The organism is Niastella sp. sgz303648 (assembly GCF_059587045.1).
Genome location: NZ_JCAPSW010000006.1, coordinates 324,404 through 345,790, shown reverse-complemented (window position 1 = coordinate 345,790; position 21,387 = coordinate 324,404). Strand labels below are relative to the sequence as shown.

Below are 21,387 nucleotides of genomic sequence, written 5' to 3'. Positions count from 1 at the left end.
AAATACATTCAGACTTTCGGTCTCTCTTGTTTACTGCATTTTCAGAGTTATTTGTCAATGCGGGCACTCATATCCAATTACATACGGCAGCATTGTTAATGCTACCCAAATTCGTACATGCACTTCCGGAAATAATGGAATAAATATCAAATTTCCCATAGGACTGGAATTGTAGTAATATTTTACATTATAACAGTAAAGAACATATGACAATTGAAGAATAAATTAATACTTTATGGTATTTTTACCTGTATATGGATCAGGAAAAATACACCTTTATAAAAGGGCCTGAAATTTATTATTATAATTTTTTCAGTGAGGGACCGAAAGGGAAAATAAAAAAGGTCGTTCGTTATAGTCTGATAGAAGAAGCACCTAACCCAGTTTATAATTTAGGCTTTGGAGATTGGGATGAAGTTACAAAAGATATAAATGATTTGGTAATAACCAATAACCATGATCAACAGAAAGTACTTGCAACCGTTGCAGATACAATAGAGAATTTCATCCAAAACCATCCAGAGGCGTTAATATTTATACAGGGTAGTACCCCATCCCGAACCAGGTTATATCAAATGGGGGTTTCTAAGGTTTGGGATGAAATTAAGAAACATTACACTGTAATTGGGTCTGTAAATGGGCAATGGCGGCTTTTTAAGAAAGGAATTAACTTTGAAGCCTTCCTAATTAAACGTAAATAATGTATCTTTGAGAAAGGGAGATTAAACTATGGCAAATAATATAAAAGCGCATAAAAAAAATACCCATTCTTCAAAGAATATTGAAAATGAAGAATTGGCCAAATATGCCAAAGCTCCTTATTTTAAAGAAAAAGATAAAAAAGCAGCAGCTTTTTTAAAGAAACACCCCATACCTGAAAAGTTTCTAAAATAAATTATTAAGATCTGCATCCCTATTGTTTTTTAAATCATCCCTTTCGCTTTTCATCCACGCTATAAGGCCCGCTTCCGAAATAAGCAATGATCAATGCGCCGCCCAGTATAGATAGATTTTTCATAAACATACCCATTTGCATTTGACGTTGCATAGGATCGCTTATTGTCCAGAAGTTATGCATTATGAGTGTTACCGGCACCAAAAACAACACGATCAGCCAGGCGCCCCACTGCGCCCTGAATCCCAGTATAATGCTTATCGCTCCAATCGTTGCAATAATTCCTGAAGCAGGTACCAGAAAGGAAGCTGCAGGCACACCATGCGATGCTGTATAGCCAATGGCTGCTTTTGAAAAATGTGTGATAATGGTCATCAAAAAAATGAGCGAGAATAATATCCGGCCCAGTAGAGGAATTAGTTTCATACTCTTTTAAATATGGCCGCAAAAAGAATGCCTCAGGAAAGGCACAGCAAACAAGGAACAAGGCACATGGAACATACAATCATGCTTATGAAAAACAGGGAGTTGATTCCATTGACGATTGACGGATTCTGTGTATACAATTCTACGTTTTTATATTTTCAATTCCTATACCCGTTATGTAGCAGTGAAGATTGGCCGGCTACCTGAAATACAAATGCAAAACGGCACCCCTGCAACAGGATGCCGTTTCTTAGTTTTCCGGGAAATTCTCCTTATCTCTTTTGAGCCCCACTGCGCGGGAAAGAATTTTCCTTTCAACTGTTAGCTTAAAACAAATCATACGAAGGATAGCCCGACACTTTATTCAATCCGCCTTCGATGGTGCTCTTCATCGTCCAGCCGCAACCATCATCCGAAGGATTATTATTTACGATCACTGAGTAACTTACGCCACCGCCAAGTTCTACCAGAAAAGACCTTGTTCCGTCGAAACATCCGTTATGGTCCTGCAGATTTCCGGAAACAATCCAGCCACATCCATAACCGCTATTAAGCGAAGTTCCGGTGGTCATTACTGTATGCGTGTTATCGGTGAGTATATCAGCCGGCGTTGCCGTACCATCTACCCGGTTCAGGAATTTCAACAGATCCATAGGCCTGGCTACCCAGCCACCAAAACCAGACCATAATTGCAGGTTCATTTTATCCATAGGCACATAATGTGCTTCGCCCGACTGTGCATTGCCCGAAGCAGCTCCCACGTACATGGTATTGCCGATACCGCATTTATTTAACACATTATTGCGGATATAATTTTCGTACGACTGTCCGCTTACCTGCTCAATAACACGCGCAAGAATAAAGAAATTGGTGTTGGAATAAATGTATTTGGCCGAAGTATCGGTGGTAATTAAATCAGATGAACCCAATAACACATTCATGGCATCATCTGGTGTTTTGTTCTGGTCCCAGAAAACCGATTCTCCGTTACAGGTGCGTAAACCTGAAGTGTGCGTTAACAACTGGCGCACGGTAATATTATTCAGCTTTTCTTTACCGGCCGGTGTTGCATATTTTGAACCAAGAATGCTATTGGGACCAAACACCGGCTTATCGAGCGATATCTTATGCTGATCGAGCAGGGTCATTACGCCTACTGAAGTTACAGGTTTAGATATACTCATAATACGCAGCGGCTGATCGGGCGACATTTCTTCACCATTTGATGCATCGGCATACCCATAGCCTTTGGCAAACACCAGGCGGCCATCTTTACAAATAGCAATCGATAATCCTTTTACGCTCTGACTGGTCATATAATTATTTACGGCTTCATCAATAGCAGCAATATCGGAACCTTTCATATTAGTGTTCGTCCATATGGCATTGTATTCGCAACTATTACCCGATGCGTATGCGTTTACATAAACCGGTTTATATCCCTGATAGTACATATTGTCGAATACATACTGATAATTGCCATTGCCAACACCATGACGGGCAGCCCACAATGGAGCAGATACTTTTTCCCAGATAGCAGCATACAGGTTGGTACCGTTTTTTGTATAACCACTTACAGTTTTTAAAAAGTATCCCTGTTTTGTATAGTCGTTAAATGCCTGCTGATACTCGCCCGATGTAAGATTATGACGTGCTATATACGCATTACCTGCGCTTTTATCCCAAATGGCAGCAAAGTATTCTGTATTATTTACTACATATCCCGATACATGCAACAGACGGTATCCTTTATTTTTAAAATCATCAAATGCAGCCTGATATTGTGCAGCAGTCATATTGTGTTTGGCAGCCCATGCAGCACCCGATATTTTTTGCCAGATGCCTGCAAACTTAGCCTGTGAACCTACACCATAACCCGACACATACGTAAGACGATATCCCTTTTTCACAAAATCATCAAAAGCAGTCTGATAATCCTGACTGCTGAGGCCATGACGCGCTGCCCACTCGGGCCCGGATGTTTTTTGCCACAGGGCAATATATCTTTCCTGACCGCCACAGGTATAACCGCTCACTGTAGTAAGCCGGTAACCCTGTTTGGTATAATCATCAAATGCCGCCTGGTATTGTGCAGGGCTTAAATTATGACGGGCAACCCACGCCTGTGAATAAACAACGTGCATGAACGTAATGGAACATAAAAGAAAAATTAAACCGGTTTTCAAAAATGATTTCATAATTAAATTGCTTTTTAGGTTATAATTATTTATACAAAGGGATAGCGCATCGCCATTGCATCAATAGCGCGAAATCCCTTTTAATAAAAATGTGCAGTGCTAATAATCGGTAAACCTTTCTGATGCGGGCAGTATATGTAACCATGCCCGTTTTTCATAGTGCAGAAACGAGTGCAAATGTAAACCCTCAAAGGCCTGCAGCCAATACCACAATAGTAGTAAGTTGAAATTCATTGATGATAATCAATTAATAGCTGCCCAATATCCTGCATACGGCTGACCATTGTCATTTATTATACTTCCGCCCTTGAGTAGTTTTCCATTTTAATTCATAAATTATGGAAATAGTACCAAAAGAGGCCGTTGCCGAAGTTGAGCCAACACAAAAACCAGCGATGGATATTATGGATGGCAATGAAGCAGCCGCGTATATTGCTTATAAAACCAATGAGGTATGCGCCATATATCCTATTACACCATCTTCAACCATGGGCGAATGGGCCGATGAATGGAGCGCCAAAGGTATAAAAAATATATACGATCAGGTGCCGCGTGTAATTGAAATGCAAAGCGAAGCCGGCGCAGCAGGCGCCGTACATGGCGCCCTGCAGGGAGGCGCACTGAGCACCACCTTTACCGCTTCGCAGGGATTGCTACTGATGATCCCGAATATGTACAAAATTGCCGGTGAATTAACGCCAACTGTATTTCATATTGCAGCAAGAGCGCTGGCCACCCATGCCCTGAGTATCTTTGGTGATCACAGCGATGTAATGGCTGTGCGTGCAACCGGTTTTAGTATGTTGTTTGGCAACAACGCCCAGGAAGTGATGGATATGGCGCTGATAGCACAGGCTGCTACATTAGATACAAGAGTACCCTTCTTAAATATATTCGATGGTTTTCGCACATCGCACGAGCTCACTGAAGTAAATGTTATTCCCGATGAGGCAATCGAATCAATGATTGATATCAATGCCGTAAATGCACACCGTGCGCGCGCATTGTCGCCCGATAATCCGTTTATCAGAGGTACCGCCCAAAACCCCGATGTATTTTTCCAGAACAGGGAAGCTGCCAATACCTATCATAATAAAGTAGCAGAAACTGTAAAGAAAAGAATGCGTCAGCTGGCTGAGCTCACAGGCCGTCATTATGATTTGTTTGAATATTATGGACACCGTCAGGCCGACCGCCTGATCATCATCATGGGTTCAGGCGCCGGCGCTGTAAAGGAAACCGTTGACTACCTGAATAAAAAAGGTCAAAAAACCGGCGTGCTGATCATCCGGTTATTCAGACCTTTTTCTGTTGCCGATTTCATCGATGCCATCCCAACTACTGTTACAAAAATTGCTGTATTAGACCGTTGTAAAGAACCCAACAGCATTGGCGAACCTTTGTTTATGGATGTGATAAATGCATTGAACCAGTCTGCTACCGGCCGGTTACCACTGGTCATTGGCGGCCGTTATGGTTTATCATCAAAAGAATTTACACCGGGCATGGTGAAAGCCATCTTCGATGAACTGCAGAAGCCCGATCCCAAAAAACAATTCACCATTGGTATTAATGATGATGTTACTAATTTGAGTCTTGCCTACGACCATAGTTTTTCACTCGATCCGCAGCATTTGTTCCGCGGGCTGTTTTTTGGACTGGGAGCCGATGGCACCGTGAGCGCCAATAAAAACTCCATCAAGATCATTGGCGAAAAAACAGATAATTATATACAGGGATACTTTGTATACGACTCCAAAAAATCAGGGTCGCTCACTGTTTCGCATTTGCGATTTGGTAAGAAACCGATACAATCTACCTATCTTATCAACTCAGCCAGCTTCATTGCCTGCCACCATTTTAATTACCTCACCAAATACGATATATTAAAAGATGCCGAACCCGGCGGCGTATTTCTGCTGAATGCGCCTTACGCCAAAGAAGAGGTATGGAATAAACTGCCGGCAAAGATCCAGGAAGAGATCATGCGTAAGCACCTGATATTTTATGCCATCAATGCGCATGCAGTAGCACAGGAAACCGGTATGGGCGGTCGCATCAATACCATATTGCAAACCTGCTTCTTTGCCATCAGCAATATTCTTCCGCGTGAAGAAGCCATTGCAAAAATTAAAGAAGCTATTTATGAAAGCTACTGGAAGAAAGGTGAAGCCGTAGTGCAAAAAAATTATGATGCAGTAGATAGTACGCTGGCACACTTATATGAAATTGATTACAGCAATCTAACTATTGGCAATACGCCGCTCGATGAAGGTTTATCGGCCACCGCACCAACATTTGTAAAAGAAGTATTGGGTAAAATTATTGCCGGTGAAGGGGATGAACTACCCGTTAGTGCTTTTCCGATCGACGGCACCTTCCCTTCGGGTACTACCAAATGGGAAAAACGAAATATTGCCGATGCAGTTCCTGTATGGGATGAAAGTTTTTGCACCCAGTGTAATAAATGCGTAATGATTTGTCCGCATGCTGCCATCAGGGTCAAAGTTTACGACAAAACCTTACTTGAACATGCACCCGAAACGTTTAAACATGTTGCGCCCATTGGTAAAGAATGGGACAAAACCAAAGAAGCCTACTCCCTGCAGGTAAGTACTGAAGATTGTACCGGATGCAATCTTTGTGTTGAGTTTTGCCCTGTTACCAGCAAAACCGATCCCGGCCACAAGGCAATAAACATGTATGATAAAATGCCTATACAGCAACATGAAATTGCCAACTGGAATTATTTTTTGTCGATACCCGAAACAGATCGTACCCGCATCAACCGCAATACAGTAAAAGGTTCTCAATTCTTTCAACCTTTGTTCGAATTTTCCGGCGCCTGTTCGGGTTGCGGCGAAACACCATATCTGAAACTGTTAACACAATTGTTTGGCGACAGAATGATCGTTGCCAATGCAACAGGCTGCTCCTCTATCTTCGGCGGCAACCTGCCAACCACTCCCTGGACAACCAACAAAAACGGACAGGGACCGGCATGGGCCAACTCATTGTTCGAAGACAATGCCGAATTTGGCCTGGGTATTAAACTGGCCAGCGATAAAAAAAGAGAAACGGCTATTGCCCTGTTACATCAACTGAGGGTGCAGGTAGGCGAAGAATTGGCAGACGCCCTGCTCAATACACGCGAAGAAACAGAAGCCGAAAAAAATATAAAACGCGAACTGATCACCGAATTGAAACACCGCCTCGGCAATATTCCATCACCGGCAGCGCAAAACCTGTTTCACCTCGCCGATTTTCTGGCCGATAAATCGATCTGGATCATTGGCGGTGATGGCTGGGCCTATGATATTGGTTACGGCGGATTAGACCATGTATTATCCACCGGTGAAAATGTAAACATACTGGTTATGGATACCGAAGTGTATTCAAATACCGGCGGACAAAAATCAAAGGCAACACCTATCGGCGCCAGCGCCAAATTTGCGGTAAACGGAAAGTCAAGTGGTAAAAAAGACCTTGCCCTGCAGGCCATAGCCCATGGAACCGCCTATGTGGCACAGATTGCCATGGCCGGTAACGACATGCATACCGTTCGCACTATTCTGGAAGCAGAAGCGTATCCCGGTCCTTCTATCATTATCGCTTATGCGCATTGTATTGCACATGGCATCGAAATGAGCCACGGGGCCGAAGAACAGGACCTTGCCGTTAAATCGGGTTACTGGCCATTATTCCACTATAATCCCATGAAGCCAAAAGGCGAACGGTTTGTGATCGATTCAAAAGAACCTTCGCTGGCATTGAGCGACTTCATGTACAACGAAACCCGGTTTAAAGTGATCAAAGCTAAAAATCCCGAGTTGGCCGGTGAGTTTTTGCAAATGGCAGAAGCCGCCAAAACCGCCAGATGGGAAAAATTGCAAACACTGAAAGGATTGTAATAATTATAAAGAAATATATAAACCTATAATGAGTTGGAAGTTCGTTTCAGATAACAAATAGTATTACAGATCGATACCAACTTCATGTTGCTTTACGTATTATCTCGTGGACGCCCTTTTTTCAATCACCAACGTTTAACTAACGGTTGGTGATTGTTTTTTACAGAAGAATACATCATCCCCCGCTCTGCAACCATTTTAAAAAGTCGCTGGCCCTGGCTTTGCTTACAACCAACGCTTCGGGAGTAACAGTTTTCATTTTAATGACCAGCTTCCTCGCAAAGAACTTTTCAACTGTATGAATGGCAAGGCGGTTTACAAGAAACTGCCGGTTAGCCCGGTAAAAGAGCCTCGCATCGGCACCGGCTTCTATTTCATCGATACCCTGGCTGATATGATAGGATTGTCCGTTGATCAATTTAACAGTTACTACCCCCTGATCATAATGAAACCATGCTATGTCATTATAAGAAACGGGTATGATCGTTTCTTTGTGATGTATAAGCAGGGTTCTGCTGTTATTTGGCAATAACTGTTGTATTAGTTTGCCCAGATCACCATAGGTATTAGTTGTTTTAGCGAACATTTCATTCATTTTGTTCAGCTTTAACAAGGCTCTTTCCAGCTTGCTTTTGTCAACGGGCTTTAGTAAATAATCAATGCTGCTGATTTCAAAAGATTTTATAGCATATTCATCATAGGCTGTGCAGAATATAACCGGGCATTCAATACTCACCTTTTCAAAAATATTAAAACAAACCCCATCCGTTAATTGAATATCGCTAAAGATCAGGTCGGGCATTTTATTTTCAGCAAACCATTCAACGGCTTCGGTAACAGAGGCAATGATGCCAGCTATATTCCATTCCGGTTTTACTTGTAATATTAGTGATTGTAATTCCCGGGCAGCCTTTTTTTCATCTTCTATGATAAGGACTCTCATGTTAAAAACGGAATTTCAACTTTAAATGTAGATGAATTTCTGGTGATCAGTATGTCACGGCCTGCAGTTAGCTGATAACGTTTCGACAAATTATGCAGGCCGGTCCCCGAAGGGCTTTCCATCGTTGCCCGGGGCCTGAAATCGTTTTCTACAACCAGCCCACCTTTCAGGTCGTATATATTAATTGACAGGGGATCACCGTACGAGATCGAATTATGTTTAATGGCATTTTCTACCAGCAACTGCAATGAGAATGGTAATATTTTTTGTTGTAAATTATCCGCATTCACGGTAATGTTTATTTTTATTCCTTCTTCGAACCTTGATTTCAGAATATAAACATATGCGTGGATGAATACGAGTTCATCTTTTACCTGAACATCTTTCTTCTGCTGATAGCGAAGCACATACCTGTACACTTCACTGAGGTTAAGAACGTATTCCTTTACTTCCTCTTCATGCGAAAGCGACGATAACGTATTCAATGCATTGAACAGGAAGTGCGGACTGATTTGCTGTTTCAGAGATGACAGTTGCGCCTGAAGATTTTCCTGTTTAAGGTATGCATTTTCAAGTATCGATTGACGAAGCGCTAACTGAACCCGGTAATAATACACAACGAACCAGGTTAGTGAGCTGATAATAAAGGCTCTGAACAAACGAATAAAAAGAAACTGGCCGTATGCCATTTTAAAACCGGCATTGCTGTTAACGGGAATGGAGGTCGTTACATTAAATGACCAGGTGAGTAGTACAATAATAAAAACGCTGGTTAAGATACTGATCACAGGATTTACAATGCGGTGCGAAAGAACCCCTGCAGTAAACCTGATTAAAAAGAAATGATGGATCAGCCAATAGCAAAAAACCGCCACGAACAGATGAATGAAATTAATAAAAACAATACGCGGCTGATCGATGTCAAGACGAATGATCCGGGGCAATACCATAGTCATGAACCCCATTAAAACAGCAAACATCAGTCCGGTCTTAATATTATATGAGTGGCTCATCCTGCAAGATGTGCCCTTTTTGTGTTTCATGGTACAAATTTCTAATGAGGCGGTAAAAAAAGCAGTTGAAACGGGCAGCCGTTGCCGTTTTGGGTTCTTTCAGTAAGGTCCTTACTCACCTGGTATTGAATGCCCGTTTCCCTTACAATTTTGCCTGCTTCATTGTACATCGCTTAATACGCAACCTCTTTTTGCGTCACATTTACCAACGATAAAACCGTTAAAAAAAATCAGAATATGTTACAATTATTTTCAGGCCGGTTCATTCAACTGGCGGCCTTATTACTCAGTTTGTCGCTTACAAATTGTAAAAAGTCAGACACCACCCATCAATACCGCTTTGATGGTGTGATAAACGCAGACGGAAGGACGAGGACTTTCCTGCTTAATTTACCCCCGAATTATTACGACAGCTCCAATTTTGCGTTAGTGATCGTTTTACATGGTTTTGGCGGCAGCGCGAGCCAGGCCGAAAATGACTACCTTATAACAGACAAGGCAAACAGGGAACAATTTATTGTCGTTTATCCCGAAGGCATCGAAAGTAACGGTCCTGCACATTTGCGCAGTTGGAATGCGGGTAATTGTTGTCCGGTTGCCAATACAAATAATGTCAACGATGTGCATTTTATAAGTCTTTTGATCGACAGGTTGATTGCTGATTATAAAATAGATCCTAAAAAAGTATATGTGGCCGGGATGTCGAATGGCGCTATGATGGCCTATACACTTGCCTGCGATTTGTTTGATAAAATTGCAGCCATTACTTCTGTAAGCGGAACCCTGATGAAATCATCGCCCTGTAAACCCAACCGGGCTGTTCCGATCCTTCATATCCATTCTGCCATTGATACAACAGTTCCTTTTAATGGTGGTATCGGCATGGGCGGTTTTTATTTCACACCTGTTGATTCTACCATGGCAGTATGGACGGCACTCGATTCCTGTGAAACCACTCCGCGCGTTATAAATTACGACGGGTATACATTCACCGAATGGAAGAATCAAGCCGGAAAAGCGGCCATCGATCTTTATCTGACACAGGATGGCGGTCATTCATGGCCGGGCGGCCTTAAGCCAAGGCCCCAGGCCGATCCTCCCTCTACAGTTATTAATGCCACTGATCTGCTATGGGATTTTTTTAAACAGTATACATTGCCATAACATTCCTGAAAATATAATTAGCACAAAAAAAGAGACTGCCTCGATAGCATATTGGGCAGTCTCTTTTACTTTCGCCGGTATATGGCGTACCGGATCATTACCGTTGTTATCTATATTTAAAGTATGGGACCTCGTCGTGGCTAACCGCTTCTTTTTGCTGCCAGTAAGCAAGGGTTACAATGCGTCCGTCGCGGGTTTTCAATGATCTGCCAAACACCGCATTGATCGCATTAAAGGTTACATCGGTTACACCAATGGTGAAAGTAGAAGGGGCAGGTGGTGGAGCAGGGGTAGCTTCTGCAGCGGCGGCAGTTGCAGTTGTTGTTGCTGCGGTTGTCGCAGCAGATATGGCAGCAGGCGCGGCGCCTTTTGGCGGTGGTGAAGCCACTACCATCACTGTATATTTATTAAACTCAAGCAATGCCCGTAAAAAATCAACCCGCTCCTGTGATGCATTCTTTTCTACAATGGCGCATTTAACGCCATTCAGATCTTCAAATTCATGGTTTTTATTAATAGCCATACATGAGAGTTAAAATTTCAATAATGCGATCCTTCGACTACGCTCAGAACTTAAAACTCAGCGAATGAATATAATCATACACATAGCCTGCCACACCGGTTACTAAAATGCCGGCAACGCAAATATATAAGGCCAGTCTTGAGTAAGCGGGGATGGTTAATCGTTCAATCGGTTGTTCATTCGCATCCATAAATATCGCTTTCACAATGCGCAGATAGTAATAAAACGAAATGATCATGTTCAGGGCGGCTATGCTGATCAAAATATAATTTCCTTGTCCGGCGCCCGACATCAGCAAAAAGAACTTACCGAAAAATCCGGCTGTAGGCGGAACGCCTGCCAGCGAGAACAACGCAATAGTAAGCACCCACGATAAAACAGGATTGGTTTTATAAAATCCTTTGTAATCGCTGACCTGTTCACGCCCCGTTACAGCACTCACCAATGCCACCACACCAAAGGCAGCCAGGTTGCTGAATACATATATCAGTACAAAATATACTACCGAGGCTACAGCCATTTGCGAACTTCCGGTTATACCTACAAGAATAAATCCTATCTGCGCAATGGATGAAAAAGCCAAAAATCGCTTGATGTTATTTTGCCTGATGGCAAACAGGTTGCCAACTAAAATGGTGACTACCGATAACAGGAACAACATATTGTACCAGGTTGCCGCCATTGGTTTAAATACAGTATACAATACTGAAATAAACACAAACAGCACCGATCCTTTTGATATCACCGATAAATAGGATGTAACAGCCACCGGTGCTCCTTCGTACACATCGGCCGTCCACAAATGAAACGGAACAACCGATATTTTAAAACCAAAGCCAGCCAGTAACAACACAAAAGCAAACACCTGCAAAGGGGCACCGTTTAAATGGGCAGCCATTTCGCTAAAAGTAAGCGTACCGGTTGCACCATAAACCATCGAAATACCAAACAATAACAAACCCGATGCAAATGCCGATGATATAATAAACTTCATAGCTGCTTCGGAAGATTTCTTTTTGCCCAAATCAAAATTGGCCATGGCTGCCAATGGAATGCTCGACAGCTCCAACCCAACATAAAACATCAACAGATTGCCCGCTGAAATCATAAAAAACATGCCCAACAAGGTGCTCAATAACAATATATAAAACTCACTTACGTGTGCGTGTTTCTTTAACCAGGAAGATGACTGCAGCGAAATGATCAATGTACCGAAACTTAAAATATTTTTCTCCAGTACAATCAAAGCATTGGTTTGAAACATGCCGCTGAATAATGCTCCCTGCCGGTTGAAGAAAAAGCCCGCGGCCAGATTCAACAGCAATAACACATTGGCAATATTGATTACCTGTTCATTGGTGAGCTCCTTTCCGATTTTCAACAATAACAGTATAAAGATGATCACCGTAATGATCAGTTCCTGTTTCATCAGTATTAAAAAATCCATATATTAAAACCGTTTATGGTTTATGGTTTTTTGTTTTTTGTTTATCGTTATACCCGCGTTTGCCGCTTTGTATACTATTGCCTACTGCCTATTGTCCATTGCCTATTGCCTTTTGCTTATTGCCCATTGCCTATTCACTACTGCCCATTGCCTAAGATCTTACTCATAATAACTCCTGTATCGGCGCTGATCAATTCATTCAGCCAAAAGGGCGCCATGCCAATGGCCAGAATGCCGATGATCAATATAGCGGCAGCTACTTTCTCATTCCATCCGGCATCGGCCGTCAGGCTGCCTATACCATGCGAATTGGAACCGCCGCCTTCGACCAGCAAAGGCCCCATAATTACCTTACCCATCGCACGTAGTATGTACACTGCCGTTACCACAATTGATGCGCAGGCCAAAATGGTAGCTACGCGGTAAATGGTATCGGGGTTTTGCCACGAACCCATAAACACGGTCATCTCTGCTACAAAACCGCTTAAGCCTGGTAATCCTAATGAACACAAACCGGCAATCACAAATACAGTTGAAATGAATGGCATTATTTTTAATAAGCCGCCCAGTTGCGCTACCTGCCGGGTATGCGTGCGATCGTACAACATGCCAATGGCGGCAAAGAAAAGGGCCGTCATTAAACCGTGCGACACCATTTGCATTACAGCGCCTGTTATGGCCGTTTTGGTAAGCATACCAATTCCTAACAACACAAATCCGCAATGGCTAACCGATGAATAAGCGTTGATGTATTTTAAATCGGTTTGCATCATGGTAGCGAATGCTCCGTATATAATGGCAATCGTTGCCAGCACTATAATAATAGTTGAATACGCATGTGCCGCTTCGGGCATTAAAAAGGTAGCTACCCGCAAACATCCGTAACCACCCAGCTTCATCGATATACCGGCTAAAAACATTGAAGCCGCAGTGGGGGCCGATGAGTGTCCGTCGGGCACCCAGGTATGAAACGGGAACAATGCGGTGAAAATGCCAAAACCTATAAAAGCAAAAGGGAAAAATAATTTTTGTACTGCTGTTGGTATTTGCATTTGCGCAATCTGCATCAGGTCGAATGTATGACTACCATTAGCAGTAGTTGTGTTGAAATAAATGCCTGCCAGTCCAACAAAAACCAACGCACTGCCACCCATTAGCATCAGCGCCAGCTTCATGGCATTGTATTCTTTTTTACCGCTGCCCCAGATGCCGATTAGCAAAAACTTTGGAATAACCGCTACTTCCAGAAAGAAGAACATGGTAAACAGATCGAGCGATATAAAGAACCCGTAAGCGCCCATGCTTAACAGCAGCAGTAGAAAGAAAAACTCCTTATTCAGCTTTTCCATCGGCCACGAAACCAATATGCCTGCGATGGTTACAAAAGCAGTTAATAATATCATAGCGATGGATATGCCATCGACGCCGGTATGAAAATGTATGTTCAGGGGAGCAAACCAGGTATGATCCTGTTCAAATAGCATAGGCGAATGATCACCGGCCGAGCGTGCCTGCCAATATAAAACGAGCAATGCAAAAGCCAGTACCAGTTGCACAACAGATCCGCCTAATGCAACAGCCCGCACCTGCCGTAAGCCCCTGCTCAGCAAAACAAGCAGCGCCGTGGCAAGGGGTAATATGATAAGTAATGAAAGAGACATGATTATTTGTTTCTGGTTTGTGGTTTGTAGTTTGTGGTTCTTTAAATGCTATCCCTCCGCCTATTCTCTGTTCCCTTACTATTCAGTAGCCATTCATTTTCAAATTTTCAAATCATCACATTTTCAAATTTGCATTTACTTCAGCCAGTATATAAACACCGCCGCAATTGCCACAATGCCGCCAAAGAAATACAGGGCATAGTTTTGAACGCTACCCGATTGCAATGCTTTGATCCTTTCTGATAAACGGGCTGTTGAAAAGGCCAGCAGGTTCATAAACCCGTCAACAATATATTTATCAATCCATGCTGCGGGTTTTGCTATCAGGTTAAAAATGATCTTTTTGGTAATGAACAGGTATATTTCGTCGAAATAGAATTTTTTATACGCCGCTTTATACAGTCCGCCTAAAGCACCGGCCAGTTTTTGCGGCTGCTGGTTTTCCCTGAAATACAACATATAGGCAAAGGCAATACCGGCAACGGCCATGGCAACAGGCGCAATAGAAAAACTAAGATGTAAAACAGTTTCAACGCTTTTGCCATCCGCTGTTACGTATTTTGAAAAAGGAATGAATCCTGCCGTTGCTGCCGCCACCGCGAGTATCATTAATGGATATTTCATATTGCCGCTTCCTTCGCCATGATTGGCTTCGGCATAAATTTGGCGTTGCTTATTATAGAATACTGAAAAGTAAAGCCTGAACATGTAAAAGGCGGTAATGCCCGATGTAATAAGCGCTATATAATAGATCGCCCGGTTATTTTCCCAGGCGGTGAGCAAAATTTCTTCCTTACTAAAAAAACCTGCAAAAGGCGGAATACCGGCAATAGCCAAACAGGCTACCAGAAAAGTGATATGCGTAACAGGCATAAACTTCCGCAAGCCACCCATGTTGCTCATTTCATTGCTATGAATAAAATGTATAACCGATCCTGCGCCGAGGAACAGTAATGATTTAAAGAAGGCATGCGTAAACAAATGAAATAAAGAAGCAGTATATCCAGTGCCGGCTGCATCGCCATAAGCGGGTACGCCCAGCGCAAACAGCATATACCCTATTTGTGAAATGGTTGAATAAGCCAATACCCGTTTGATATCGGTTTGTGTGCAGGCGATCAATGCAGCCAGTAAAGCCGACAGCGCACCGGCCCAGGTAATTATTTTTAATACGGGCAGATCAATCAAATACACAGGATACAATCTCGCAACGAGGTAAACACCTGCAACCACCATGGTAGCGGCATGTATCAGGGCCGATACGGGTGTTGGACCTTCCATGGCATCGGGCAACCAGATGTGCAACGGGAACATGGCCGATTTACCGGCGCCGCCAACAAATACCAGCGTAAGCGCCCAGCTTAACATAGATATGCCGAGGAAACCTGCGCCTGTAATTTGTGCCAGATACGGTGATTGCGCATCTGTTAACCGTTGTATCAGGGTACCAAAATCAAGAGTGCCGCTGTAAAACGCCAGTATCAGTATACCGATCAAAAATCCCAGATCGGCAAAACGCGTAACAATGAATGCTTTTTTGGCGGCTGCAACTGCCGATGGCTTGTCGTAATAAAACCCAATAAGCAGGAATGATGAAACACCCACCAATTCCCAGAAAATATATATCTGAAAAATATTGCTCGATAGCACCAGTCCCAGCATTGAGAAAGTAAACAACGACAAAAAAGCATAGTAAACCGAAAATCGCTCTTCGCCTTTCATATACCCCAAACTAAATACATGCACCATTAACGAAACAAAAGTGACAACCACCAGCATCATTACCGAAGCCGGATCGAGCAGTATGCCCATATCGATTGATAGTCCGGGCGAAAACTGCAGCCAGGTATATTTCAATACAGTGATGGTTTGATATGCACCATTCACTTTGCCCACTACAAAAAAATAATTGTAAGCGGTGTATAACGATAATACGGTAGCGGCCAGCAACACCAAACAACCAACAATACCGGAATATGTTTTAAAATATTTCCGTCCGAAGAAGCCGAGCAAAACAAAGCCTGCCAGCGGCAATAACGGAATCAATGCTATGTATGATGAATAGTTCATAATCAATGGGCAATTGGCAATTAGCAATGGGCAATGGGCGATTAGCAATCAGCATTGGTTTTCAATTTTGTCTATTGCCTATTGCCTATTGTTTATTGTTATTAATATTTCAAATCCTTGGTATCCTCAACATCAATCGAATGATGATTCCGGTACAGATTTATAATGATCGCTATGGCAACCGCTGCTTCGGCAGCCGCTATAGTTATAATAAATAAGGTGAAGAAGATGCCGTTCAGCTTATCGGGATACAGGTATTTATTAAAAGCCACAAAGTTGATGTTCACGCTGTTCAGCATCAGCTCAATCGACATCAGCATGGTTATGAGGTTACGCCTGGTAAACAAACCATACATACCCACAAAAAATAAGGCAGTGCTTACAAATAATATATGTGTTAACGGAACTGTATTCATGATGCTTTTTCCTCCATAGGTTCTTTGTGAGGTTTGTCGGCGTTTGCGCCGTTATACGAAGCTGACAGGTCCTGCGCTACCATTTTTTTATCAGATTCGCCATTCAACTTTGTTACTACCGGTTGCTTATCTATATGAACCGGTTTTTTGCCGGGTGCAGCTTTCAGGGCAATTACGATACAACCTATCATGGCGGCCAGCAGCAACATACTCACCACTTCAAAGGGCAATACAAATCCGTATTCGGTGGTGCTGAGCATTTGCTCGCCGATAGCATTGATCGGTGCCGAAAATGTTTTTGATGCAACAGGCGGTGTAAAACCATATTCATAAATGATGCGGTACGAAAAGACAAAACCAAACAGCACAGCCAGCAGCGAGAACAGTGTTCGTTTCAACGGCGGCTTTGGCATTTCACTACCCGACCGTTGTGTAAGAAAAATAGAGAAGATGATCAGTACCACAACACCGCCCACATATACAATGATCTGAACAGCCGCAATAAACTCAACCTGCATCCAGAAATACAGGGCAGCTATGCCCACCAGGCTAAACAATAACCAGATGGCCGACCTGAAGATCTTTTTACCTGTAACTGCCGCAATACCCGTTCCCAGCACAAAGGCCGAAATGAGGTAAAATATAATTTGTGATGCGTTCATACGATTTTAAAATTTATTCAACCCCTGCTCTGATTTTCGATCCCGGCGTATTCAGCTTTTTCAATAGCTGGTTTCTGTCGAACACACTGTGTTCAAACTTCTGCCCCATTTTTATAGCGCTGGTGGGACAAGCCTCTACACATAAACCGCACATCGTACACAATTCAAGATGGTATACAAAAGTGTCAAGCGCTTTTTTCTTCTTTCCTTCGGGCGTAGTGTCGAATTTGGTAATGATTTTTATAGTTGCGTTCGGACAAGCCAGTTCACAGGCTGTACAACCCGTACAGGCGTGTTCGTTATTTTCGTCGTGCGGCATAATTACTTCGCCCCTGAAACGATCGGGTAAGTTTAACTCATCCTTGTTTTCAGGATACTGCTGGGTAATGATTTCTTTCGGCCTTATAAAATAATAACCGGTTGTTTTCATACCCTTCAGCAGTGATGATACTGCATGATATACGTCGGATATATATTCTTTTAAAAACATATTGTTATTGTTTTTTCCGTCCCCCTTCAGGGGCCGGGGCTAAAAATGCCAGCCCATAATGGCTATCAATGTTATCACCAACAGATTCACCATACTTATCGGCAACAGATATTTCCATTCAAGATTTAATAACTGGTCAACCCGCAACCTCGGGAACGTCCAGCGGAACCACATGATCAAAAAGATCAGGAAAAATGTTTTTCCAAAGAACCAAACCGATGAGGGGATGTAATCCATAATATGATTAAACCCCTGCCAGTGGCCTATATGTAATGGCATCCATCCACCCAGGAATAAGGTGGCGCCTATAGCGCATACAATAAAAATGTTGATGTATTCGGCCAGGAAAAACAGCGCGAACTTCATTCCTGAATATTCTGTATGAAAACCTGCGGTTAATTCCGACTCCGCTTCAGCCAGATCGAAGGGCGCCCGGTTAGTTTCGGCCGTTACTGCAATAATGAATATTACAAAAGCAATAACTGCCGGAATATGACCACGAAACAGCCACCAGCCTGTTTGTTGTGAAGCAACGATTTCAGAAATCTGCAAACTGCCCGACAAAACAACAATTGATAGAATTGATAAACCCGCCGATAATTCATAGCTCACTATTTGCGCGCCGCTTCGCATGGCTCCCAGCAGAGAATATTTATTATTACTGGCCCAGCCCGCCATTAAAATCCCGATCACCGAAACAGACGACACCGCCGAAACATACAGCACACCAATATTGATGTCCCATATCTGAAAACCTTTGGCAAATCCAATCGGGGCGAGAATCAGCATGGCTACGATCATTACAACAAAAGGCGCCAGGTTAAACAGAAATTTATCGGCTCCATCGGGCGTTAGTCCTTCCTTCATGATCAGCTTCAACGTATCGGCAGCCGTTTGAAACATACCTTTCGGTCCAACACGGTTAGGCCCCAGTCGTATTTGCATGCGGGCGGCCACTTTTCGTTCCATCAGCACCAGCGTTAAACCCAAAACGGCAAACAAACCAATAGCCAGAAGCATTACGATAGCACCTTCGAGTATCAACGCCATTGTTGGATTGAACGTACCGTACAACCATTTCTGAATCGAATCTGTAATGCTTTCTAAACTAAACATCCTTTATAATTTTTATTCGTTCATACCCCTATTTATTTCTGATTTCGGGATTTTGTGATTTTGTGATTTAATTAAATCTCAAAATCCCGAAATCCAAAAATCTCAAAATCACCGGTCAATGTCGGGGATTACCAAATCAAGCGTTCCCATGGTCGCCATCAGGTCGCCGATCTTACTGCCCCGGCACATATGGTCAAGGGCCGATAAATTCGAAAAACCGGGTGATCTGAATTTGATGCGATAGGGTGTTGTTCCTCCTTCACTAACTATGTATACGCCCAGTTCGCCACGGGCTGTTTCAACTCTCGAATAAAATTCGCCTTTGGGTAATTTCAGCACTGCTTTTGTTTTTGCCTGAAAATCTCCATCGGGAATATTATCTATCAACTGCTCAACGATCTTAACCGATTCACGCATTTCTTTTATACGCACGAGGTAACGGGCAAAACTGTCGCAACCTGTTTCAAGTATTTCATCAAAAGCCACTTTATCGTACACTTCATACGGATATAGCTTTCTTATGTCGCTTTGTACACCGCTGCCTCTTGCCACCGGTCCTGTGCAACCGTATGAAATGGCATCTTCTTTCGATAATATACCAATACCCTTTGTACGGTTTTGAAAAATGATGTTACCCGTTACCAGGTCGTCGTATTCATCAATCTTATTTTTGAAAAGCTGTATAAAATCTTTTACGCGTTTCTGAAAGTTGGGATGCAGATCGGTCATTACCCCACCGGGCACCATATAGTTCATGGTTAAACGCGCGCCGCAGGTTTCTTCCATTATATCATTTATGACTTCCCGTTCTCTGAAGGCATAAAAAAACGGTGTAAAAGCACCGAGGTCCATCGCCATGGCTCCCCACCATAATTCGTGCGAAGCAATACGGGTGAGCTCATCCATTAAAACGCGAATTACTTTGGCGCGTTCCGGAACTTCTATCTGCAGCCCCTTTTCAATGCACATTGCGCAGGCATGGTTGTTCATATGGGCCGACAAATAATCCATGCGGCTGGTAACATAAATAAACTGGCGGTACGAAAGGCTCTCGCACATTTTTTCAATGCTGCGATGGATGTAACCCAGATGCGGCTCAATTTTTTTGATGGTTTCGCCCTGCAGCGTGATCACCAGGTGCAATACGCCATGCGTGGCCGGGTGTTGCGGCCCTACGTTGATCACCAGTTCACCGGCATCGGCCACCGCTTCGGTCAGATCTCCATCGATCAACTGTGCCGGAGCGCCATCTTTTATTATGTGTGTTTCTCTGTACAAGGTTGTATTTTTTTGTTACCAGCTTTTGTATTTCTATTCAACTTTTGTTGCGTCGCATCTTCAGGGTCTTGTTCGCTATTCAATACCTCAGAGCTTTATCATATTCACCGGATCTTCAAAATCTTTACGCAACGGAAAGCCTTCAAAGTCATCTGTTAATATCAGCCGCCGCAGATCGGGGTGATGCAAAAATTTCACACCAAACAATTCAAACACTTCTCTTTCGTGAAACTCTGCAGTTCGCCATATATCCGATACGGTTTCTATTTCGGGGTTCGTACGATCGAGTTTCACTTTTACCACAACCGTATGACGAAAAACTGTTGACGTAAAATGATACACCATGGTCAAAAGTGTTTTACCTGCTGCAGTAGCCGACCAGTCGATACAGGTAAGACAAAACAAATAATCCATTTTCAATTCGCCATTCTTCAACCATTGTGCAAAAGGCTTCCAGGCATTTGCTTCTATTTGAATATTCAGCCATTCGCCGGTTTCGTCATAAACAGCGTTGGGTTGAATAGCCGTTATAGATTGTTTTATTGTTTCGTTGGTCATAGCTATTGTTTATCGGCACGTATTTGTTCACGGGTTAAACCGCTTTTTATTTTTTGCTGTAAACTGATCAATGCATGCAGCAATGCCTCGGGCCTTGGCGGACAGCCCGGAATGTATACATCTACAGGGATCACGTGGTCGGCGCCCTTGACTACCGAATACGTATTATAAAAGAAGGGACCGCCGCTGATGGCACAGGCGCCCATCGCTATCACATATTTGGGATCGGGCATCTGATCGTACAGGCGTTTCAGAACGGGCGCCATTTTATTTACAATGGTGCCGGCAATGATAATTACATCTGCCTGCCGGGGTGAAGCGCGTGCTACTTCAAAACCAAAACGCGAAAAATCATATTTTGAAGAAGCTACCGACATCATTTCAATACCGCAGCAACTGGTAGCAAATGTGAGGGGCCACAGCGAGTTACTGCGCGCCCAGTTAACAATATCATTTAAGGAGCTTACAATCATTCCGCCCCCGGGCAACTCGTGTATCTGTCCGGGGAACTTCCCATTGCCGGTTGAGGAGCCGGCTTCTACTTCTTTATTTATATTGTTTTCCATAATGATACTTTCTGTTTTCGTTCCCCCTCCACCGGAGGGGGTTAGGGGGA

General features: G+C 43.1%; 19 protein-coding genes. 4 read left to right on the top strand and 15 right to left on the bottom strand.

The window, feature by feature from the left end; all coding sequences use genetic code 11:
• Positions 1-254 precede the first annotated feature (254 nt).
• Together AC59IL_RS19630 and AC59IL_RS19625 are read left to right on the top strand one after the other, a co-directional pair.
• Positions 255-701: a DUF6934 family protein gene (locus AC59IL_RS19630; RefSeq protein ID WP_496553888.1), complete on the top strand. Its 447-nt coding sequence runs from the start codon at positions 255-257 to the stop codon at positions 699-701.
• Between the two features lie 28 nt (positions 702-729).
• Positions 730-894, top strand: coding sequence for a hypothetical protein (locus AC59IL_RS19625; protein ID WP_496553887.1), 165 nt, complete (start codon positions 730-732; stop codon positions 892-894).
• A gap of 34 nt (positions 895-928) precedes the next feature.
• On the opposite strand, the gene AC59IL_RS19620 is transcribed toward AC59IL_RS19625, so the two are convergent.
• Together AC59IL_RS19620 and AC59IL_RS19615 are read right to left on the bottom strand one after the other, a co-directional pair.
• Positions 929-1,321, bottom strand: coding sequence for a DoxX family protein (locus AC59IL_RS19620; RefSeq protein WP_496553886.1), 393 nt, complete (start codon positions 1,319-1,321; stop codon positions 929-931).
• Positions 1,322-1,647: 326 nt separating this feature from the next.
• The gene (locus AC59IL_RS19615; RefSeq protein WP_496553885.1) at positions 1,648-3,519 is read right to left on the bottom strand and encodes a serine hydrolase; all 1,872 of its coding nucleotides are present in this window, start codon (positions 3,517-3,519) and stop codon (positions 1,648-1,650) included.
• 338 nt (positions 3,520-3,857) lie between these two features.
• Here AC59IL_RS19615 and nifJ point away from each other — a divergent pair, with 338 nt between their 5' ends.
• A complete protein-coding gene (nifJ, locus tag AC59IL_RS19610; RefSeq protein WP_496553884.1) occupies positions 3,858-7,430 on the top strand; it encodes a pyruvate:ferredoxin (flavodoxin) oxidoreductase in 3,573 nt (1,190 codons plus the stop codon).
• Between the two features lie 175 nt (positions 7,431-7,605).
• On the opposite strand, the gene AC59IL_RS19605 is transcribed toward nifJ, so the two are convergent.
• The gene (locus tag AC59IL_RS19605; protein ID WP_496553883.1) at positions 7,606-8,373 is read right to left on the bottom strand and encodes a LytR/AlgR family response regulator transcription factor; all 768 of its coding nucleotides are present in this window, start codon (positions 8,371-8,373) and stop codon (positions 7,606-7,608) included.
• Complete coding sequence (locus AC59IL_RS19600) at positions 8,370-9,416, bottom strand: sensor histidine kinase (RefSeq protein ID WP_496553882.1); 1,047 nt, start codon at positions 9,414-9,416, stop codon at positions 8,370-8,372. The genes AC59IL_RS19605 and AC59IL_RS19600 overlap by 4 nt, the downstream gene beginning before the upstream one ends.
• A 207-nt stretch (positions 9,417-9,623) precedes the next feature.
• Between AC59IL_RS19600 and AC59IL_RS19595 the strand changes: the two genes are divergently transcribed.
• Positions 9,624-10,550, top strand: a complete 927-nt coding sequence (locus AC59IL_RS19595) for an extracellular catalytic domain type 1 short-chain-length polyhydroxyalkanoate depolymerase (protein WP_496553881.1) — start codon at positions 9,624-9,626, stop codon at positions 10,548-10,550.
• Between the two features lie 106 nt (positions 10,551-10,656).
• Here AC59IL_RS19595 and AC59IL_RS19590 read toward each other — a convergent pair whose 3' ends face one another.
• The 11 genes from AC59IL_RS19590 to AC59IL_RS19540 form a co-directional block, all read right to left on the bottom strand.
• Positions 10,657-11,073, bottom strand: a complete 417-nt coding sequence (locus AC59IL_RS19590; RefSeq protein WP_496553880.1) for a hypothetical protein — start codon at positions 11,071-11,073, stop codon at positions 10,657-10,659.
• Positions 11,074-11,116: 43 nt separating this feature from the next.
• Entirely contained in the window at positions 11,117-12,520 is a 1,404-nt protein-coding gene (locus AC59IL_RS19585; RefSeq protein WP_496553879.1) for an NADH-quinone oxidoreductase subunit N, read from the bottom strand.
• 137 nt (positions 12,521-12,657) lie between these two features.
• Positions 12,658-14,181, bottom strand: coding sequence for a complex I subunit 4 family protein (locus tag AC59IL_RS19580; protein ID WP_496553878.1), 1,524 nt, complete (start codon positions 14,179-14,181; stop codon positions 12,658-12,660).
• Positions 14,182-14,316: 135 nt separating this feature from the next.
• Positions 14,317-16,251: an NADH-quinone oxidoreductase subunit L gene (nuoL, locus tag AC59IL_RS19575; RefSeq protein ID WP_496553877.1), complete on the bottom strand. Its 1,935-nt coding sequence runs from the start codon at positions 16,249-16,251 to the stop codon at positions 14,317-14,319.
• A gap of 101 nt (positions 16,252-16,352) precedes the next feature.
• The gene (gene nuoK, locus AC59IL_RS19570; RefSeq protein WP_496553876.1) at positions 16,353-16,667 is read right to left on the bottom strand and encodes an NADH-quinone oxidoreductase subunit NuoK; all 315 of its coding nucleotides are present in this window, start codon (positions 16,665-16,667) and stop codon (positions 16,353-16,355) included.
• The gene (locus tag AC59IL_RS19565) at positions 16,664-17,329 is read right to left on the bottom strand and encodes an NADH-quinone oxidoreductase subunit J family protein (protein ID WP_496553875.1); all 666 of its coding nucleotides are present in this window, start codon (positions 17,327-17,329) and stop codon (positions 16,664-16,666) included. Before AC59IL_RS19565 ends, nuoK begins: the two co-directional genes overlap by 4 nt.
• Before the next feature lie 13 nt (positions 17,330-17,342).
• Positions 17,343-17,819 (bottom strand): 4Fe-4S binding protein, encoded by a 477-nt coding sequence (locus AC59IL_RS19560; protein WP_496553874.1) that lies wholly within the window; start codon positions 17,817-17,819, stop codon positions 17,343-17,345.
• A 39-nt stretch (positions 17,820-17,858) separates the two neighbouring features.
• Entirely contained in the window at positions 17,859-18,935 is a 1,077-nt protein-coding gene (nuoH, locus tag AC59IL_RS19555; RefSeq protein WP_496553873.1) for an NADH-quinone oxidoreductase subunit NuoH, read from the bottom strand.
• Between the two features lie 108 nt (positions 18,936-19,043).
• Positions 19,044-20,213 carry an NADH-quinone oxidoreductase subunit D gene (locus tag AC59IL_RS19550; RefSeq protein ID WP_496553872.1) on the bottom strand — a complete coding sequence of 390 codons (1,170 nt, stop codon included), beginning with the start codon at positions 20,211-20,213 and terminating at the stop codon, positions 19,044-19,046.
• An 87-nt stretch (positions 20,214-20,300) separates the two neighbouring features.
• Positions 20,301-20,771: an NADH-quinone oxidoreductase subunit C gene (locus AC59IL_RS19545; protein WP_496553871.1), complete on the bottom strand. Its 471-nt coding sequence runs from the start codon at positions 20,769-20,771 to the stop codon at positions 20,301-20,303.
• 2 nt (positions 20,772-20,773) lie between these two features.
• Positions 20,774-21,337 (bottom strand): NADH-quinone oxidoreductase subunit B, encoded by a 564-nt coding sequence (locus tag AC59IL_RS19540; protein ID WP_496553870.1) that lies wholly within the window; start codon positions 21,335-21,337, stop codon positions 20,774-20,776.
• Between the last annotated feature and the right edge of the window lie 50 nt (positions 21,338-21,387).

What these genes read in the sequence shown, in the direction of transcription:
- AC59IL_RS19630 (WP_496553888.1), top strand. Translation starts at nt 255, where the DNA reads ATGGATCAGGAAAAATACACCTTTATAAAAGGGCCTGAAATTTATTAT.
- nuoK (WP_496553876.1), bottom strand. Translation starts at nt 16,667, where the DNA reads ATGAATACAGTTCCGTTAACACATATATTATTTGTAAGCACTGCCTTA.
- AC59IL_RS19585 (WP_496553879.1), bottom strand. Translation starts at nt 12,520, where the DNA reads ATGGATTTTTTAATACTGATGAAACAGGAACTGATCATTACGGTGATC.
- nifJ (WP_496553884.1), top strand. Translation starts at nt 3,858, where the DNA reads ATGGAAATAGTACCAAAAGAGGCCGTTGCCGAAGTTGAGCCAACACAA.
- AC59IL_RS19565 (WP_496553875.1), bottom strand. Translation starts at nt 17,329, where the DNA reads ATGAACGCATCACAAATTATATTTTACCTCATTTCGGCCTTTGTGCTG.
- AC59IL_RS19540 (WP_496553870.1), bottom strand. Translation starts at nt 21,337, where the DNA reads ATGGAAAACAATATAAATAAAGAAGTAGAAGCCGGCTCCTCAACCGGC.
- AC59IL_RS19625 (WP_496553887.1), top strand. Translation starts at nt 730, where the DNA reads ATGGCAAATAATATAAAAGCGCATAAAAAAAATACCCATTCTTCAAAG.
- AC59IL_RS19615 (WP_496553885.1), bottom strand. Translation starts at nt 3,519, where the DNA reads ATGAAATCATTTTTGAAAACCGGTTTAATTTTTCTTTTATGTTCCATT.
- AC59IL_RS19595 (WP_496553881.1), top strand. Translation starts at nt 9,624, where the DNA reads ATGTTACAATTATTTTCAGGCCGGTTCATTCAACTGGCGGCCTTATTA.
- AC59IL_RS19560 (WP_496553874.1), bottom strand. Translation starts at nt 17,819, where the DNA reads ATGTTTTTAAAAGAATATATATCCGACGTATATCATGCAGTATCATCA.
- nuoL (WP_496553877.1), bottom strand. Translation starts at nt 16,251, where the DNA reads ATGAACTATTCATCATACATAGCATTGATTCCGTTATTGCCGCTGGCA.
- AC59IL_RS19605 (WP_496553883.1), bottom strand. Translation starts at nt 8,373, where the DNA reads ATGAGAGTCCTTATCATAGAAGATGAAAAAAAGGCTGCCCGGGAATTA.
- AC59IL_RS19600 (WP_496553882.1), bottom strand. Translation starts at nt 9,416, where the DNA reads ATGAAACACAAAAAGGGCACATCTTGCAGGATGAGCCACTCATATAAT.
- nuoH (WP_496553873.1), bottom strand. Translation starts at nt 18,935, where the DNA reads ATGTTTAGTTTAGAAAGCATTACAGATTCGATTCAGAAATGGTTGTAC.
- AC59IL_RS19580 (WP_496553878.1), bottom strand. Translation starts at nt 14,181, where the DNA reads ATGTCTCTTTCATTACTTATCATATTACCCCTTGCCACGGCGCTGCTT.
- AC59IL_RS19590 (WP_496553880.1), bottom strand. Translation starts at nt 11,073, where the DNA reads ATGGCTATTAATAAAAACCATGAATTTGAAGATCTGAATGGCGTTAAA.
- AC59IL_RS19545 (WP_496553871.1), bottom strand. Translation starts at nt 20,771, where the DNA reads ATGACCAACGAAACAATAAAACAATCTATAACGGCTATTCAACCCAAC.
- AC59IL_RS19620 (WP_496553886.1), bottom strand. Translation starts at nt 1,321, where the DNA reads ATGAAACTAATTCCTCTACTGGGCCGGATATTATTCTCGCTCATTTTT.